Source organism: Leptolyngbya sp. Heron Island J, assembly GCF_000482245.1.
Classification (GTDB): domain Bacteria; phylum Cyanobacteriota; class Cyanobacteriia; order Phormidesmidales; family Phormidesmidaceae; genus Leptothoe.
Window position 1 is genome coordinate 1 of record NZ_AWNH01000033.1, and the last position, 17,618, is coordinate 17,618.

Genomic DNA, 17,618 nt, shown 5'->3' on the forward strand with positions numbered 1-17,618 from the left:
AATCCAAACTGGGGGGTCCCTAGAGCTAACCAAGCTCGGTCGGAGAACAGCGGATTGCGCCTGATGAGCTACCTGCCCCATCCAACGACTAGCCTCGACAGTATCAAAGGTGTTGCCATCGGTGCAACGCAACCTGAATTAACAAGGACAGAGTCGATAGTGGATGGAGTTGACGATTGTCCGATAGGAGCCTCTATCTCATGTCTCTTCCGTGCTTAGGAATCGATGTTGGCAAGCATAAACTGTATGCGGCCTTACTGCTGAGAGCTGATAAGAAGCCGAAACGAAAGACTGTGAGTAATGATGCCTCAGGGCACCAAGCGTTAGTAAACTGGCTGGCATACCATCAAGTGGAGCGTGTTCACGCCTGCGTGGAAGCGACCAGTACCTATGCTCATCCGGTGGCTCGCACTCTCCACGAGCAGGGGCATGTGGTCACCATCGCTAATCCTAAACAAATCAAAGCCTATGGCGAGAGCCTATTGGTGCGGACAAAAACGGACCGGGTGGATGCGAGCCTTATTGCGCAGTTCTGCTTCGAACGCAAGCCGCGAGCATGGACACCACCGGCTCCTGAGGTGGACGCATTGCAAGCGCTTGTTCGTCGTTTGGATGTGCTTGAGAAGATCATGAGTCAAGAACGAAATCGATTGGAAACCACCCCTGAGGAGCTGGTGGAGGCTATCAAGCGACATCTGGAATTTCTTAAGGGCGAGTACAAATTGCTGTTGGAAGAAATTAAACACCACATTGACCGTCACGACCATCTAAAAAAACAACGCGATCTGATTACCTCGATTCCCGGAATTGGCGACAAAACAGCGGCGATTATTCTGGCTGAGGTTGGCGATATCCGGTTCTTCAAAAGTGCTCGACAACTGGCGGCTCATGCTGGTTTAACGCCCAAAAACCATGATTCTGGTAGCTCTATCCACAAGAAACCTAGACTCTCAAAAATGGGTAATGCGCGATTGCGAAAAGCCTTATATATGCCAGCGTTAGCGTCCATTAATCACAATCTTGTGATTGCTCAGTTTCGGGACCGTTTACTGGCAGCCGGAAAGCTCAAAATGCAGGTGGTCGGTGCAATTATGCATAAATTGATTCGATGGGTCTTTGGGGTATTACACTCGGGGCACCCTTTTGATGCCAACAAAGCACTCGCTGCTCAGGCTTGACATTCACAAGAGCACACAGTATCTCCGAGTTCCCTTTCCGGAAATCACCAAGCTATCCAATATAGGCATGATGGGGTTTCCCATGGCTAGGGCGGACCGCCGCCCTAGAACCCTGCGGACCGGAGGGTTACGGCAAATAGCAAATTGGATTGAGGGGTGGTCGGTAAAGCGATTTAGAATTTTATGCTCAATCGCACAAAATTCTAAAAAGGGGTTATCCAAATTATTCTCAAACCCTTTTGCCTGTAAGAAATGAATTTTAGAAGAATGTCTTTCAAGCAAAGGTCTATAACAACCCTTTACCAGAAAGAGACAACTGCACTTTTACGGTGTGGAGCGAACGCGGAGCAGCGTAATCCCCCACCGACCACCAGTGCAAATACTTTAAGAATTCTCCAAAAACCTCCAGTGCGAGGGGCGTGGGGACGTCGAGGTCCCCACATCGGGGGGGGCAGGGGGGAAAGCCCTGAGCAGCCTACCCCGCTACTCACCAATATTCAGAAGCTACACTCCTAAAGTAATTTCATAGCTTCTAATTCGATTGGTCAAATCCCAGACAAACTACATTGTCCGCACCGAGGCTTGCCCATCAATCACCTCACCGATCAATACCTCATCGGCTAGACCCACAAATAAACCATTTTCCAAAACGCCAGGAATATTATTAACCGTTTTCTCCAGCTCAGCCGGATTATCAATGCCAGTGAATTTCACATCCAGCACCATATTCCCTTGATCCGTAATCACCGGGCCATCCTTATTCACACCCATCCGCAGCTCAGGCGTGCCGCCCAGTGCCGTTAATGCCCGAGTAACTGGAGCAACTGCCATGGGCAGTACTTCCACTGGCAGCGCAAAGGTAGAACCGAGCTTATCCACTAGCTTAGAGCTATCAACCACAACCACAAAGCGCTCGGCCAGACCATCTACCACCTTCTCGCGAGTGTGGGCTGCACCACCGCCTTTGATCAAATTCTGCTGCGGGTCAACCTCATCAGCTCCATCAATTGCAATATCAATCCGAGGGGCTTCATCCAGCGTGGTTAGTGGAATCCCGTGCTTTTTAGCCAGGACTGATGCCTGAAATGAAGTTGGAATGCCAACAACGTCAGTAATTTCGCCAGATGCTAGACGCTCACCAATAAATTGAATCGCAAATGCAGTCGTCGAACCCGTTCCCAGACCCACAATTGAGCCAGATTTTACCTGGGCAGCAGCGGCACGTCCCACTTCTTGCTTCATTAACTTAACCGGGTCCATATCTGCCATGGTGTGATAACTCCTCTAATTGTGATTACGAAATATCAGCGTTGCGTTGAGCGATGTCAACTTGTAGTCAATTTGTAAACGATCAATAACCACCAAAATAGATACACTAATCGTTTAATCAGCAACGGCTAATCTTCGGTATCTAGCATGACGGAAATCGGGTCGGCTGCATAGATGACAAGGGTCGAAATGCATCTCAAATCCCACAGGCTATGACACTTTAACCAGTGTCTATGCGGGAGTTAGGTTTACTTATATGTAGTTGCACCTACACACATAGGATGTAGCATCATGATTTCTTTAGCTCATACCCGCGCTCGGGTTTATAAATCGCTGCGATGGCTGTTAGCACCACTCATGTGTTTGCTGATCGTAGGTCCTAGCTTTGCGTTGTCTCAGGAGCTGACCCTCAGCCAAAAAGTGTTGAACATGGAGCTGATGCTGGAGTCAGCGTATGAAACGTATTTTGATGAGGATTTAGCTGAAGTTACTCAGCCACCAGAAGAGATTGCGGCTACGTTAGCCCGTGTTGGTGCCGAAACAGGCACTACCCCCGCTGTTTTATGGGCGATTCCCCGTGAGGACCATCTCCATTTGGTGCTGATTGTCCCTAATGGCGAACCGATCGTACGTGATTTGTACGATGTCCCGAAAGAATTAGTTGAGACCACAACGGAACAGTTTCATCGCCACGTTAGCCGACCTTCTAGCAATGCTTATATGCCTGCGGCTCGCCGACTCTATGACTGGCTGATTGGTACCTATGAAGATGAGTTTTTAACGCCAGCTGGCGTCGATACGTTGTTGGTTTGTCCAGGGGATGGGCTGAGAGGGGTAGCCCTGGCAGCTTTGCATGATGGGGAACAGTTTTTAGTTGAAAAATACAGCACCACTAGTATTCCTGCCTTTAACCTGATCGATACGGACTATGCACCAATTGAGCCGGGTAATCTATTGGCGATGGGTGCTTCAGAGTTTACTGACCTGGCCCCCCTGCCTGCGGTCCCGGTTGAGCTAGCCAGTATTGCCTGGCAGTTGAGAACAGCGGAGGGGAGTGCTCTGGCTCGCGATCGCAACTGGCAAAACCGTTCCCTTCTCAACCAAAGCTTTACCCTGGAGAATTTCAACACCCTATTGGGTCGTCAATCCTACGATATTGTTCACCTGGCCACCCATGCTGAATTTAAGCCTGGTAAACCAGACAATTCCTACATTCAACTATGGGATCAGCGACTGACCCTGGAAGAGGTGAATAATTTAAATTGGCAGCTACCCAATTTAGAACTGTTAGTCCTCAGCGCCTGCGAAACCGCCGTCGGCGATAGTGAAGCTGAAATGGGGTTTGCAGGACTAGCCTTGAGAGCAGGTGTCAAGTCTGCCGTGGCTAGCCTCTGGGATGTTAGCGATGTGGGTACCCTGGCTCTGATGAATGAGTTTTATCACCAAATTCCACAGTCAACGACTAAAGCCGAAGCCCTGCGTCAGGCTCAGCTAAACCTGCTCAAAGATAGGAGGATTGCAGTTGATTTCGGCGCTCTAGAGAAAAATCTGGACACTAGTGACCTTGATCCAGAGCAACTCAAAACCTCTCTCTCCCACCCATTTTACTGGGCTGGTTTTAAAATGATTAGCAGCCCCTGGTAACTGCCAAGTCAATCCTCCTCTTCCGTCCTTGGCTATACTGTCCTCCCTCACAGTTTCTTCAACTTGTTTTTTTACACTGACAGGGCCAGGACGGAGCAGCTGACGGCTGGCCCTGGTTAGGCGAGGAGGACGTGATGAAAGTTTTAGTCTATGGGGCTGGAGTAATCGGCAGCGTATATGCGGCCCGATTGCAAAATGCAGGCTGTGAGGTTTCGCTACTAGCCAGGGGGCAGCGCCTTCAGGATCTCAGAGAAAACGGCATTATTCTAGAACAGGCATTAACGGGCGATCGCACCATCACCCGTATCAATGCAGTTGAACAATTGTCTGCCGACGATGTCTACGATCTGATCATCGTGACCATGCGCAAAAATCAGGTCGCGGCCATCTTGCCCATCTTGGCAGCCCACCACCAGAGCCCGAATGTGCTGTTTATGATTAACAATCCTTCCGGCTATGATGACTGGTTGCAAGCCGTGGGTCGAGAACGGCTGCTCCTCGGGTTCCCCGGTGCAGGTGGCACCCTAGAAGGGCCTATTGTTCGCTACATCATCAGTGCTCGTCAGCTGCAACCCACTACCCTGGGTGAGCCCGATGGTCAGATGACAGCGCGTCTTAAAGCCATTGTCAGTCAGTTTAAACAAGCCGGTTTTCCGGTGGCTATTAGCAATAACATGGATGCCTGGCAGAAAACCCATGTGGCCTTGATCAGTCCGATTGCCGATGCTTTGTATATGGCGGGGGGCGACAATTATCGACTGGCGCAGATGCCAGAAGCATTGCACCTGATGGTCCAAGCAATCCGTGAAGGATTTCAGGTATTGCGATCCCTAGGCATGCCGATTACGCCGGCCAAATTCCAGCTTTGGGCATGGCTGCCAGAGGCAGTTCTGGTCGCTGTTCTAAGACGCTGGGTCAGTACCCGATATTTTGAAATTGTCATTGCCCGGCATGCCAATGCTGCCCGTGATGAAATGCAACAGCTGGCCAAAGAATTCCAAACATTAGCGCACCAAGCCTCCATAGATACCCCTGCCATTGATCAGCTAGAAACCTACATTGATTTGTTACGACCCGGTGGCTTTGAGATTGCTAGCTCTTAGCGACAGTTCTCCTGATGTAGGGACAGAAGTATCAGTCGTTACACGGCCTGTTCGTAGCTTATAAAAGATTGAGTTTGCGCACTGATTTTTGACTGTCGGCTCGAACCAAAATAAAAAAAAACGGCAGGAATCAAGCCGCTCCCAAACAACTCGCTATTATGAGCCAATTGCTGTCAGTAGCGATCGCGTATGTCAGACGAAGCTGCGTTTACCATCGGTGTAGAAGAAGAGTATCAGATTATCAATCCCCACACCCGAGAGCTGGCCAGTCGATCCAATAAACTGATCGACACCAGTCATGCCAGTGCTCAATCCCAGGACTTACTATACGAGCTACACCGCTGCCAGGTTGAAATTGCCACTGGTATTTGTCATACGCTAGATGATGTACGACGGGAGCTGATGCAAGCTAGGCGCTCAGCGATGGTGGCATCGCAAAAACATGGGCTTGCGATCGCAGCCGCTGGCACCCATCCCTTCTCCAAATGGCAAAACCAGAAAGTCACCCCCAAAGACCGCTACCGCAATCTAGATGAAGTTCTACAACAGCTAGTGCGAGAAATGGTGATTTTTGGTTGTCATGTCCATGTGGGCATTGCCGATCGCGAAGCAGCCGTTGAAGTAGTCAATCGTGCTCGTCTATGGTTACCAACATTATTATCTCTAACAGCCAATTCTCCCTTTTGGTTGGGGCGTGACACCGGCTACCACAGCTATCGGATGGAACTCTGGTGTCGGCTACCCACCGCAGGCCCACCACCGCACTTTAGAAATTACGATGACTACAAAGACTTTATTCAACAACTCATTACTACCGATATTACTGATGATCCCACCAAAGTTTACTGGGACATTCGCCTATCAGAACGCTTTCCGACGGTAGAATTTCGGGTAGCCGATATCTGTGGCACCGTGGATGAAGCCGTCATGTTTGCTGGTATTATCCGATCTCTCGCCCAAACCTGCTATCGAGACTTTCAGAGCAATCGCCCCTACCCCGAGGTACGCTCAGAGCTACTAAAAGCCGCCATGTGGCAAGCGGCCCGCTATGGCACTCAAGGAGAACTAATTGATTTTACAGATCTGCAGCCCATAGCCGCCCATGACTCAATTCAGGCCCTGCTTGATTATATTCAGCCTGTCTTGGCAGAACACAACGATTGGTCTACGGTCAGTCAGCAGGTTAAGCAGATTCTTGCTAACGGTAACAGTGCCCAACGACAGCGACAGATCTATCAACAAACCGGAGATTGCAAATCAATTGTTGATTACCTGATGCAACAAACAGTGGCTGGCATCATATAATGACACCCTCTGTTATCCCATAGCCATAAAAATATTAATCATCTCTTGAGTGTATGGACGCACTAAGTCTTTTTGGTAAGGCTCTAGCTGCTTCAAAATCTCATGCATCAGAAAAATGGTCCCTTCAAAGGTCATTTCCCAGGGTATTCCCAAAGTATGGAAAATAATTATACAAATAGGGCTCAACTCTTGTTGCACAAAACTCAAATTTCCTTCTAAAAAACAAACCCATAGGTAAACTTGAAACATGTCAAAATCTCTTATACAGGAATGGATAATGCCTGGATGGTTTAGAGTACCTCTGCGGCTGTTGTAGGTGGGAAACCGTTCGTACCATTTCTCATAAACAGTCCCTGAGATTTTTGTCGCCAATGACAACATACTTTCAACAATCGTCATACTTGCAGAGTCCTGCGGGTAATTAGTCGCAGCCAAGCACAGGCGTTGCCAAGGTATGGCAACATACTCTTCCAAAAACTTGAAATAAGGATTAATTAAAGCTTGTTCCGCAGGAGTTAACGCCTGCAGTAATAAGCTATTGGTGAGGTTGATTTGGGTGGTTAGAAAGCCTAAAGACTGCCAGTTTTTAGGCAGCATGTACTGCTGCTGCAACTCTAATAGTAATGTTCTTAGCGCATTGGCCAATTTAACAATATTGGGAATACCCCAAGTATCAAGAGATATGTTTTCCATCTCTTCCCATGATTCTCCTTCGGGAGCCATGGCGACTGGCAAAAAGTCCGAATAAGCCTCCAGTAGCTTCAGGTAAAGGCGACTAAGAAACTTAGCAATGTGCGCAGTTTCCACAAAGACAGACGCATCATACTTGGAATAAAGGTCTTTCACTCTGACAGCTGCCAGACTACATTGTTGTTCAATTAGACGACTATGCAGTTTTTGGGCCGTATGCTCACGTCCTTGCTTTAAAGCAGCTTCACGCAATCGCACCCGCACCAGTGGGTCACCATGGGTAAATGATTCAGAGAGATCGGCAAGATATCGACTTCCCCAAATGCTAATCAACCTCTTAGCAGTGGGGCACTCGAATATTTGAGCGTTGGACGACATAAAAAGTAGATATAAGATTAATGTATTTAATATCTTAGGGCGTTACTGAGCCGAACTATGATTTCATCGGTAAAGTCTGGACTAATTGCACTGCTTACAGACCGATTCATCCTCTCAGTCAGCAACGACGATATTTGAGTATTTCAACAACAGCAACCCTTGTCTTATTATTCTCAACGATGGTTAACTACCTTTGATCATTGAATATTCTATTGGCCACAACAATGTTCACAAATAGAATATCTGATGTTATGACTTGGCAGTCAATGATTGTTCGCATTTTATGCAAGCTTTTAACAAAGTTTCAACCTGCACTAAAAGCCTTTTGCATGACATGGTGGAACCGACCAGGAAATTGTTCCAATTAATCACTGGCAGTATTACTCTACTGGCTCCAGGCGTAGGTGTCATCAATGCAATGAGGGGAATTGTCTGGGTAATGGTAGAGCGCGTTAGGATATCAATCACTTGCCATCCATCCATCTCTAACAAGTCTATGTCGATCACAATTAGATTGGGCTGCTCTGTCAGCGCCAATAAAATACCTTCTTCTCCCTTTTTAGTAGAGAGAACGGTGTCATATCCACAGTTACTCAGTTGTTGATTGATAACTTTTTCAACTAGCTGATTATTTTCAATTACTAAAGCTTTCGTCATAGGGCATATACTGCTGAGAAGCCCTCAGCTATACTTTATCTAAATAATTTAAAGAACCCAGTAGATATTATTAAAACCTTAATCCGATTCTAGACAAATCTCTGCTGGATCTGACTTTTTGTCTTCCTTTTTTATCTTCTCTTTATTAGATTCATCGTATCTATTAGCACCTGATTAGGCATTCACTAAGTTGGCCATTGTATACGCAATTTTGGCCAAATTCAGCATCAATCAAGGATACGTGCAGGTGGTCCGGTTATGGGTGGTGCTCAATTCCTATAATTAGTCCTTCCCCCAATAGAGATAATTCAATAGATAAAAAAACTAAGTAAGAATAAGCTCATTAAATGGCTATGGAGTCTAAGGCTTTTCTCATCATAAACTCTTTTTAAAGAGCTCTAGAAAGTGTGCACCTTATAAGGAAAAATTAGGGTGACTTTAATTTTAGTTAGTCATTAAATGACTTATGCACTGCGGCAAACCGCTATAGATAATTCTGATTGGTTATTGGGCTATAAAATCAGCGCATGTCTCTATAGTAACCACCATACGCAAATCTATCGAGCGGTTCGCCAAAGTGACCAACAGGCAGTGATTCTGAAGTTATTGAACAATCCTAGTCCTAGCTTTAAAGAGCTGATCCGATTTCGTAATCAATACACAGTCACTCAGCAACTGCAACATCCAGGAATTGTGCGGGTTGAGGCGCTACTGCCGTCTCAAAGGGGGTGGGTTCTGGTTATGACTGCTGCTGAGCAAACCTATTCTCTTAAACAATATCTGCTAGAGCATCGCCAGAAAACAAGCAGGGGTCTGCCACTATCTACGGTGTTGATAGTTGGTATTCATTTGGCTGATGTTCTTTCCTATTTAGGGCAACAGCGGATCATTCATAAGAATATTCAGCCAGCTCATATTTTAATTCATCCGGATACTTTACAAATTCAACTAATTGATTTTGGGTTGGCCACATTGTTACCCCAGGAAATACAAGAGCTGCGTGCACCTACTGATTTGGAGGGGACTCTGGCCTATATGGCTCCAGAGCAAACGGGGCGGATGAACCGGGGGATTGACTATCGGGCTGATTTTTATAGTTTGGGGGTGACGCTGTACGAGCTGCTCACGGGGCAGCGTCCGTTTCAGGCATCAGAAACAGATGCGTTGGGGTTAATTTATGGTCATCTGGCCCAGAGACCGGTACCTCCAAGTGAGATGATGGGCTGCGAGCCGATGTTGCCGACAGTTGTGTCTGACATTGTGTTGAAGTTATTGGCAAAGAATGCAGAGGATCGCTATCAGAGTGGTCTGGGGCTGAAGTATGACCTGGAGCAGTGTTTAAGCCAGTGGCAAACAACGCAAGCAATTACGAGTTTTGCATTGGGGCAGCGGGATAGGTGCGATCGCATCCTCCCCCCACAGCATCTCTATGGCCGCACAACCGAGGTCAACACCTTACTAGCCGCCTTTGAGCAAGTCGCCGCTGGCAGCACCGAGATTCTATTAGTAGCTGGGTTCTCTGGCATTGGCAAAACAGCGGTTGTGCATGAAGTGCATAAACCCATTACCCGGCAAAAAGGATATTTCATCCAAGGAAAATTTGATCAATTTAACCGCAGCAATCCCTTATCAGCCTTTTTGCAAGCCTTTCGCAGTTTGATAGGACAACTGCTGGGTGAGTCCGATGTTGCCCTCAGCCAATGGAAAACCAAAATTTTAGATGTTGTTGGCGAGAGCGGACAGGTGCTGATCGACGTCATTCCGGAGTTAGAGTACATCATCGGTCAACAGCCCACCGTACCTGAACTTTCTAGCAGTGCTGCCCAAAAACGTTTTAATTTGCTCTTTAGCCAATTTGTTCATATATTTACCAAAAAAGAGCACCCCCTTGTCATTTTTCTAGACGATTTGCAGTGGGCAGATGCAACCTCCTTGAACCTGTTGCAAATTCTAGTTACTCAGGTAGAAACAGAGAGTTTACTCGTTTTAGGGGCTTATCGAGACAATGAGGTGTTTTCAGGCCATCCCCTCATGCTGGCCTTGGATAAAATCCGAGAGCACAATGCCACCCTCAAAATTTTAACCCTGGCTCCCCTCACCGCAACAGACACCACGCAGCTAATTACCGATATATTACGCTGTTCCTCTGCTGTTGCAGCCCAGCTATCCCAGTTACTTTATGCCATCACCCAAGGAAATCCATTTTTTACGCTGCAATTTTTACAGAGTCTATATGAGAAGAGATATATCAGATTTGATGCCACAACCGGAGATTGGCAGGGTGATCTAGCCCAGATTCAAACGCTAGCACTCACTGACAATGTTGTTGACTTTATAGTAGATCGACTGTTACAGCTACCAGAACCCATTCAAGAGATATTAAAAATCGCCGCTTGCATCGGCAATCGATTTAATTTAGAAACCTTAAAAACAATTTTGAACCGTCCCCAGCAAGATATCGCCAAAGATTTATGGCAGCTGCTGAAAACAGGTTTGATTGTGCCAGAAGATAATACCTATAAATTCTTTGGCGGTGCTGATGCTCGGGATGGCTTTAGTTATAAGATGCCGTCCAATAGTAATGGCCCCAGACTGGTTCATCCCCTAGATCAACAATCGGATTTTTTTCAAGGGCATGATCTTGAGTATGAAATTCCCAACAACCTTAGCGTTGGCTATCGGTTTTTGCATGATCGCGTACAGCAGGCCGCCTATACATTAATTCCCACCCATCAAAAGGCCATCACCCACTATCGGATTGGCAACCTGTTGTATGAGCAATTAGTCGCCCCCTGCCATGAACAACGCATTTTTGAAGTCGTTCGCCATCTCAATTACGGCATTCCTTTTATCTCCGTACCCGATGAGCGCGATCGTCTGGCACATCTGAATCTTTTGGCTGGTCAACGGGCAAAAGCAGCCACCGCCTATGATGCTGGTCAGGACTATGTCAACACTGGGCTGTTGTTGTTGGGTAAAACAGCCTGGCAAAGAGACTATGCCACAAGTTTGGCATTGCATGAATTAGCTGCTGAACTCGCCTATTTGACTGGTCAGCCAGTACGAATGAATCGCTTAGTGGCAATCATTAGCCAGCAGGCCCGACAGGATCTAGACACCGTCAAAGCCTTACAAATTCAGATTCAACATTATACTGTCCAAGGCGAATTTATCCTTGCCATTGACAATGCCCGCCATCTGCTACAAAAACTAGGTATTGAATTACCCAGCCAACCGAGCCTTGAGGACGTCGAGCAAGAGTTTCATCAATTTAAGCACTTTGTCAAACAGTTTACTCCCGATGAAATAGCAGAACGACCGCTCCTCACAAACCCTCAACAATTAGCCGCTGCCAGCACCTTGATGGCCATTGGCCCTGCAGCTGTTATTACTGATTATAATTTGTTCTGGTTGATCATCCTTGCCCTGGTCAAGCTATCACTTGAGCATGGCAACTCGGTCTTTTCACCCTATGGATATGTCTGTTATGGCATTTTACTCAACAGGTTAGAGCGAGATATTGAGACCTTTTATCAACTGGGTCAAACTGGCTTAAAGATTCTCCAGCGCTTTGAACAAAGTGATGTCAAGTGTAAAGTATTTCAAGTAGTGGGAGCCTATACAACCCATATCAAGTTTCATGTTCAACAAACGTTTCCACTATTAGACAAGGCCTATACAAGCGGGTTAGAGAGCGGTGATTTTGAGTTTGCTGGTTATGCCATTTTTGTAAAATGTCAGAATCAGTACTTGATGGGACAATTACTGCCCGAGTTAACCCAACAGCTAAGTGACCAAACCCAGGCACTACAGGCCATTAATCAAAAAACTGCGCTGAATTGGCATCAACTGTTTGTCCAAGTGGTGACTAAACTCCTTGGCCAGGACACCCTCCCCTCTGAGTTTGGCAGTGAGTCCATGGATGTTGACCAGCTGCTGCAAACATTAACCGAGTCAAAAGACGACTTTGGGATTCATTATCTCTACTTTCACCAGGCCACCCTAAAATATTTATTTGCCGATCTGCCTCAAGCCCTACATTTTTCACAATTAGCGGCCAACTACTTACATGCACCCATGGGACTGCTGGTGGAGTATACCTTTTACTTTTACGATTCGCTGATCCACCTAGGCTGCATACTGTCCTCAGAGGGTCCAGAAAACACTACACGTTCTCATCATCTGGCTAGGGTCGATCACAACCAGGCTAGGATGACAATTTGGGCAGACTATGCCCCGATGAATTTTCAGCACAAGTTTGATTTGGTCGAAGCAGAAAAACATCGAATCTTAGGCAATCGGGTCCTGGCCCTAGACCTTTATGATCGTGCGATCGCAGGTGCCAAAGCCAACGGTTATATCCAAGAAGAAGCCCTGGCCAATGAACTAGCCGCAAAGTTCTATCTAGAGTGGGGTAAAGAGAACGTCGCTGCAGGCTATATGCAAGCGGCCCATGCTTGTTATCAACGCTGGGGCAGCCAAGCAAAAACAAAGGATCTAGAACAGCATTATCCCCATTTACTACAGCCAGTCTTTCCAGTGCACCCAACCGAATTTGTCGCCGATGCATCCGTCTCACACTTCAGCACCGATGACAACAATGCCCCTAACCTCCTGAACCCTCAGCCATCACCTAGCGACTGGACCCTCAACACCGCTGATTTTATTCCCATCATGCAATCAGCCCAGACCCTTGCCCAAAGCACCGATCTGTCCGCCCTGATTCAGCAACTGATCCAACTCTCCTTAATTAGCTCAGGTGCCCAAACCTGTATGGTCGCCTACCATAATCTCCATAACGAATGGGTGATTCAAGGCAATAGTCTTACAACCGACATCACCGCTACCCACGACCAACCCTCAATTATGTTGGTGACCCCCAATGCCTATCCAACCCATTTGATCCACTGGACCAAAAACACCAAAACCGCCATTACCATCGACGGTCACAGCCCCTTAGCAATTGTCGACCAATATCTTTTAGACCATCAGCCTCAAAGCGCATTTTGTGCCCCCATCCTCAAAGGAGAAACTGTTCTCGGTGTACTCTATCTGGAACACCGTCAGGCCACCAACATATTCACTAAACAGGATCAAGTGATTCTGTCATTTATCTGCGCCCAGGCCGCCATTGCCCTAGAAAACGCCAACCTGCACCAGACTGTTCAAACCCTCACCATCGAAAAGGATAGCCGCACTACGCTCTTGCCCGGCGTTATCTTTCAGCTGCGTCAAGATACTGACGGTCGTCTCAGCTTTCCCTACATTGGTGCCACCTGTCATGAACTCTGCCAGCTGTCCGCTGCTGCCATTACCGCAAATGCAGCCTGTCTATTTAGTCTGATTCATCCCGAAGATACTACCGGGGCACAGGCAGCCATCGAACAATCTGCGCAAACCCTGACGCCTGTGGTGTGGGCTGGCCGGTTTATCTTACCCTCAGGAGACATTCAAGCGCTCAAGATCGCCGCTCGTCCTCAGGCTGACGACCAAGGAAACATTATCTGGGATGGTGTTTTAGCAGAAGATATCCAGTCACCGCCTGCCACCTATTATTCCATATCCCATCTTCCGAGCCTGTCCGCCATTATCGAGCAAGATACATCTGGACAATATCCAGAATCCCATCGATTGCCATCATTGCCTACACCCGAGCAATCGATGCCATTCTTAGAAAGATTTACAGCCGCCCTGGTTGACCTGTTACCCAAGGGGCAATGTTCAGCCGTCAACGTGGCTAAACAATTAGGCGTGAGTGCACGCACATTACGACGACGGTTACAGGCTGAAGGCACTACCTTTAAAGCAGCTGTCTCCCAAATGCGACTAGCCCTGGCCAAGCACTACTTATGCCAGTCTGATCTAACTTGTAAGCACATCTCCACACTGATTGGGTATGACAACCCAAGTTCATTTACCCGTGCTTTTCATGCTGCCATGGGCATTACACCTGAAGAATTCCGTAAGAGTCAGGGTTGAAATAAATCCTGAAAATGCGGCCAATGGCAGAAATGGTCTGCATAATGGCAAAGAGGCAGCTGATGGTGGCTCGCTGTCCTGAGATTGCCCATGGAATTCTTAATCGAAAAAGTAATCGATGCCGTTTTGGAAGCCTCAGGCATCAATGAAAAAGTCGGTCGCAATCAGCAGGTGATTCGACTGCTGCAGCGCTTTGGGCTAGATGATATTGAGTCGTTGACAAAGTTTGAGGATATCTACGCCTATGCAGTGGTGGAGTATGCCTATGACGAGGTAGGGCAGTGTAAACCTGGACCACTGATTGAGTTTTTTAAGGCCAAAGAAGTTCGTGACCTGTTTTATACCGTCTATAGTCAGAACGACCCGGAGGGATGGTTACGAAAAGGGGAAGACATTGCCCAGAAAAGGTTAGAGAAACAGCTACCAGATCTGGACCCTAGACGAGAGCTAGGGACATTTGCTGCGGTGTTTGTAAAGCTGGTCAAACAAACCCGCTCTCCCAAGGAAATGCGTCAGGAGCAAAAGCTGGAAAGCATACAAAAGCAGCTCCTAGCGGTTCAAACCCAGATGCAGCAACTGCCTAGTTTAGAAGCCATCAATCAAACGGTGAATCAGCTAGCAGGGAGCGAAACCCTACTACTGTCTCCAGCGGCTCAAACTAGTAATGCAGCTGATTTGGCTCGTCAGCTAGGGGAGTGGTTTGCAGTCTTAGATTATGACCGTGATCCAGACTATGAGATTTGGGATACTGAGTATTTTGAATGGATCATTTATTTCCCTTTGACCCGCCGTAAAACGTCTCGGATTTTAGTGCGCGGGGTGGCTGGAGAAGTGGGGATGGATGATCTGCAAGGATTTCATCAGGAGATTGAAAAAATCGGCGCGGATGAAGGTTGGCTGGTAGGCAATCGTCGGGTAAGTAAAGCGGCTCGTACAGCGGTGCAGCAGGAAGAAATCTATGAAGACATTAGCTGTTACACCTTTGACGAACTGCTGGATGAGGATGCCGACTTTAGTAAGTATCTGGACTGGTTAGAAGCAGATATTAAAAACCGTCAGGTGGATACGGACTATTTGCCCCTGGCCTGTCGCAAAGATGAGCTGGACTCGGTCAGCCAGCGGAAAATTGGGGTGAGCGTTTACGGGGAGGAAGACGGCTGTATTGATGGCTATGTGGACCAGTGGCTGGATGACCCGGCCAAGGAACATCTGTCAATTTTGGGAGAATTTGGTACGGGCAAAACCTGGTTTGTGTTGCACTATGCCTGGGTAGCGCTGCAGCGGTATCAGGATGCGAAAAAACGGGGGCTAGAGCGGCCACGGGTGCCAATTGTAGTACCGCTGCGAGACTATGCCAAGTCGGTGACGGTGGAGTCTCTGTTTTCAGAGTTCTTTTTCCGTAAACATGAGATTTTAAAAAGTTACTCTGTCTTTGATCGGCTGAACCGTATGGGAAAGCTGTTGCTAATCTTTGATGGCTTTGATGAGATGGCGGCCAGGGTTAACCGTCAAGCGATGATTGACAACTTTTGGGAGTTGGCCAAGGTGGTGGTGCCGGGGGCCAAGGCGATTCTTACCTGTCGGACGGAACATTTTCCAGATGCGATTGAAGGACGACGGTTGCTAAATGCAGAGTTAAAGGCTTCGACAGCGAATCAGACGGGGGAACCGCCCCAGTTTGAGGTGCTGGAGTTAGAGAAGTTTGACGATGAGCAGATTGCTCAACTGTTGGGACGTCAGGCTCAGGCAGTGACGGTGCAAAAGGTGATGGGCAATCCGCAGCTGTTGGATCTGGCTCGGCGTCCGGTGATGGTGGAACTGATTTTAGAGGCACTGCCGGACATTGAGGCGGGTAAACCTGTTGATATGTCGCGGGTTTATCTCTATGCGGTAACCCGCAAGATGGAGAAGGATATTAGCAGTGACCGCACGTTTACGTCGTTGGCGGATAAGCTGTATTTCCTATGTGAGTTGTCTTGGGAGATGCTGTCAACAGACCGGATGAGTTTGAACTATCGGGCATTTCCTGAAAGGCTACAGCAAATGTTTGGTGAGCGGGTTCAGGAAGAGAAAGAGTTGGACCACTGGCGCTATGACATGCTAGGGCAGACGATGTTGATCCGGAATTCGGAGGGGGATTATAGTCCGGCCCATCGGTCATTGTTGGAGTTTTTTGTGGCCTATAAGATTGTGGCGTCGTTGGGGGCAATGGCAGAAGATTTTACTGCAGTAGCGCGACAACAGTCTGGTGTGGATGAAGTAGCAGATTCTCAGGAGTATACTTGGGATGCTTATTTTAAGCGGGGATGTGATGGTGATGGGACAGTGAAAACGATTGCTCCCATGGCTCACTTTACAAGTCAAGCCTTTGAAGAGTTGTTGCCCCTGCTGGGTAAATCAAAGTTGGCTAAGGCCATTCTGGACTTGGCCTATCCGATGCTAAATCCTGAGACGATGCAGCAGCGTCTCCTGCCAAAAATTCAGGCGACTCGGGGGCAGTCGACTAGCAAAGTGGGCTACATTGGCAGCAATTTGATTCAGTTATTATTAGCTCAGGATCGACGGGCTTTGGAATATTGCGATCTGAGTCAGACAGTTCTGTTAGAGCCAGAGTTTGCCAGGACTAGTCTGAGAGGGGTTAATTTAGCCCAAGCAACCTTAACACATCCTATCTTTACCAAAGTGTTTAGCTTTGTGCATGATATGGATATAAGTCCGGATGGCAAACGGCTGGTAATCAATGATCTCATGGACGTGGTTCAAATTTGGGATACCCAAACTTGGCAAGTTCTCCATATTCTACAGCAGTGTAGAAATGCTTCTTATAATATTAAGTTTAGCCCGGATGGGAAAACGCTGGCCTCAGGCAGTTTGGACGATAGTGTGAAACTGTGGTCTGTGGAGTCAGGGGAGTGTCTGAAGACATTCGAAGGTCATCAATCAGCTGTCAGGTCAGTGGCCTATAGCCCGGATGGGACAACGCTGGCCTCGGGTAGTTTGAGAGTGATCTGAATTTTGTGTAAACGCTGTTTGTTTAGAGAGAGAAGCGTTCTGGGAACAGGATAGCAAAATGAGACAGTGCGGCACGCCAATTTTTAATCGGTCGATTCCATTTTTTCGCGATATTGTTCATCGCCAGATACATCAACCTGCAAACAGCGTCTTCATCTGGAAAAACGGCTTTGGTCTTAATCACCTTACGCAGAGAACGATTGAGAGATTCAATAGCATTGGTGGTGTAAATCACCCGACGAATTTCCATGGGGTAATCGAAGATGGGAATCACATTCTCCCAGTGGCGAATCCAGATCTGGCTAATGGCTGGGTAGGCCTCATCCCATTTTTCACTGAAGGCATACAGGGCAGCTTCCGATTCGGCTAGGGTAGCGGCTTGATAAATCGGCTTGAGATCCTT

At 47.5% G+C, this 17,618-nt stretch carries 11 protein-coding genes; 7 read left to right on the top strand and 4 right to left on the bottom strand.

Annotation, left to right across the window (positions count from 1 at the left end):
* A partial coding sequence (locus N836_RS77510) for a hypothetical protein (RefSeq protein WP_235071012.1) occupies positions 1-219 on the top strand: 219 nt, incomplete at its 5' end.
* Positions 201-1,178, top strand: a complete 978-nt coding sequence (locus N836_RS49140; RefSeq protein ID WP_023070498.1) for an IS110 family transposase — start codon at positions 201-203, stop codon at positions 1,176-1,178. The genes N836_RS77510 and N836_RS49140, both read left to right, overlap by 19 nt.
* Before the next feature lie 561 nt (positions 1,179-1,739).
* Here the strand turns inward: N836_RS49140 and rpiA are convergent.
* On the bottom strand, positions 1,740-2,447 hold the full coding sequence (gene rpiA, locus N836_RS49145) for a ribose-5-phosphate isomerase RpiA (RefSeq protein ID WP_023072113.1): 708 nt from the start codon (positions 2,445-2,447) through the stop codon (positions 1,740-1,742).
* 291 nt (positions 2,448-2,738) lie between these two features.
* On the opposite strand from rpiA, the gene N836_RS49150 reads away from it, so the two are divergent.
* The 3 genes from N836_RS49150 (at position 2,739) to N836_RS49160 (ending at position 6,499) form a co-directional block, all read left to right on the top strand.
* Positions 2,739-4,091, top strand: coding sequence for a CHAT domain-containing protein (locus N836_RS49150; protein WP_023072114.1), 1,353 nt, complete (start codon positions 2,739-2,741; stop codon positions 4,089-4,091).
* A 134-nt stretch (positions 4,092-4,225) separates the two neighbouring features.
* Positions 4,226-5,194 carry a ketopantoate reductase family protein gene (locus tag N836_RS49155; protein WP_023072115.1) on the top strand — a complete coding sequence of 323 codons (969 nt, stop codon included), beginning with the start codon at positions 4,226-4,228 and terminating at the stop codon, positions 5,192-5,194.
* 189 nt (positions 5,195-5,383) lie between these two features.
* The gene (locus tag N836_RS49160; RefSeq protein WP_023072116.1) at positions 5,384-6,499 is read left to right on the top strand and encodes a carboxylate-amine ligase; all 1,116 of its coding nucleotides are present in this window, start codon (positions 5,384-5,386) and stop codon (positions 6,497-6,499) included.
* A gap of 12 nt (positions 6,500-6,511) precedes the next feature.
* Here N836_RS49160 and N836_RS49165 read toward each other — a convergent pair whose 3' ends face one another.
* A complete protein-coding gene (locus tag N836_RS49165) occupies positions 6,512-7,522 on the bottom strand; it encodes a hypothetical protein (RefSeq protein WP_023072117.1) in 1,011 nt (336 codons plus the stop codon).
* Positions 7,523-7,816: 294 nt separating this feature from the next.
* Positions 7,817-8,224 carry a response regulator gene (locus N836_RS73160; protein WP_023072118.1) on the bottom strand — a complete coding sequence of 136 codons (408 nt, stop codon included), beginning with the start codon at positions 8,222-8,224 and terminating at the stop codon, positions 7,817-7,819.
* Between the two features lie 459 nt (positions 8,225-8,683).
* Between N836_RS73160 and N836_RS49170 the strand changes: the two genes are divergently transcribed.
* Positions 8,684-14,203 (top strand): AAA family ATPase, encoded by a 5,520-nt coding sequence (locus N836_RS49170; RefSeq protein ID WP_023072119.1) that lies wholly within the window; start codon positions 8,684-8,686, stop codon positions 14,201-14,203.
* A gap of 90 nt (positions 14,204-14,293) precedes the next feature.
* A complete protein-coding gene (locus tag N836_RS49175) occupies positions 14,294-17,215 on the top strand; it encodes an NACHT and WD40 repeat domain-containing protein (protein WP_023072120.1) in 2,922 nt (973 codons plus the stop codon).
* A gap of 22 nt (positions 17,216-17,237) precedes the next feature.
* On the opposite strand, the gene N836_RS49180 is transcribed toward N836_RS49175, so the two are convergent.
* A partial coding sequence (locus N836_RS49180) for an IS256 family transposase (protein ID WP_023071356.1) occupies positions 17,238-17,618 on the bottom strand: 381 nt, incomplete at its 5' end.

Bases quoted from the DNA above. Each gene is read 5' to 3' on its own strand.
- N836_RS49160 (WP_023072116.1), top strand. From the start codon at position 5,384: ATGTCAGACGAAGCTGCGTTTACCATCGGTGTAGAAGAAGAGTATCAG.
- N836_RS49150 (WP_023072114.1), top strand. From the start codon at position 2,739: ATGATTTCTTTAGCTCATACCCGCGCTCGGGTTTATAAATCGCTGCGA.
- N836_RS49175 (WP_023072120.1), top strand. From the start codon at position 14,294: ATGGAATTCTTAATCGAAAAAGTAATCGATGCCGTTTTGGAAGCCTCA.
- rpiA (WP_023072113.1), bottom strand. From the start codon at position 2,447: ATGGCAGATATGGACCCGGTTAAGTTAATGAAGCAAGAAGTGGGACGT.
- N836_RS49170 (WP_023072119.1), top strand. From the start codon at position 8,684: ATGACTTATGCACTGCGGCAAACCGCTATAGATAATTCTGATTGGTTA.
- N836_RS49155 (WP_023072115.1), top strand. From the start codon at position 4,226: ATGAAAGTTTTAGTCTATGGGGCTGGAGTAATCGGCAGCGTATATGCG.
- N836_RS73160 (WP_023072118.1), bottom strand. From the start codon at position 8,224: ATGACGAAAGCTTTAGTAATTGAAAATAATCAGCTAGTTGAAAAAGTT.
- N836_RS49140 (WP_023070498.1), top strand. From the start codon at position 201: ATGTCTCTTCCGTGCTTAGGAATCGATGTTGGCAAGCATAAACTGTAT.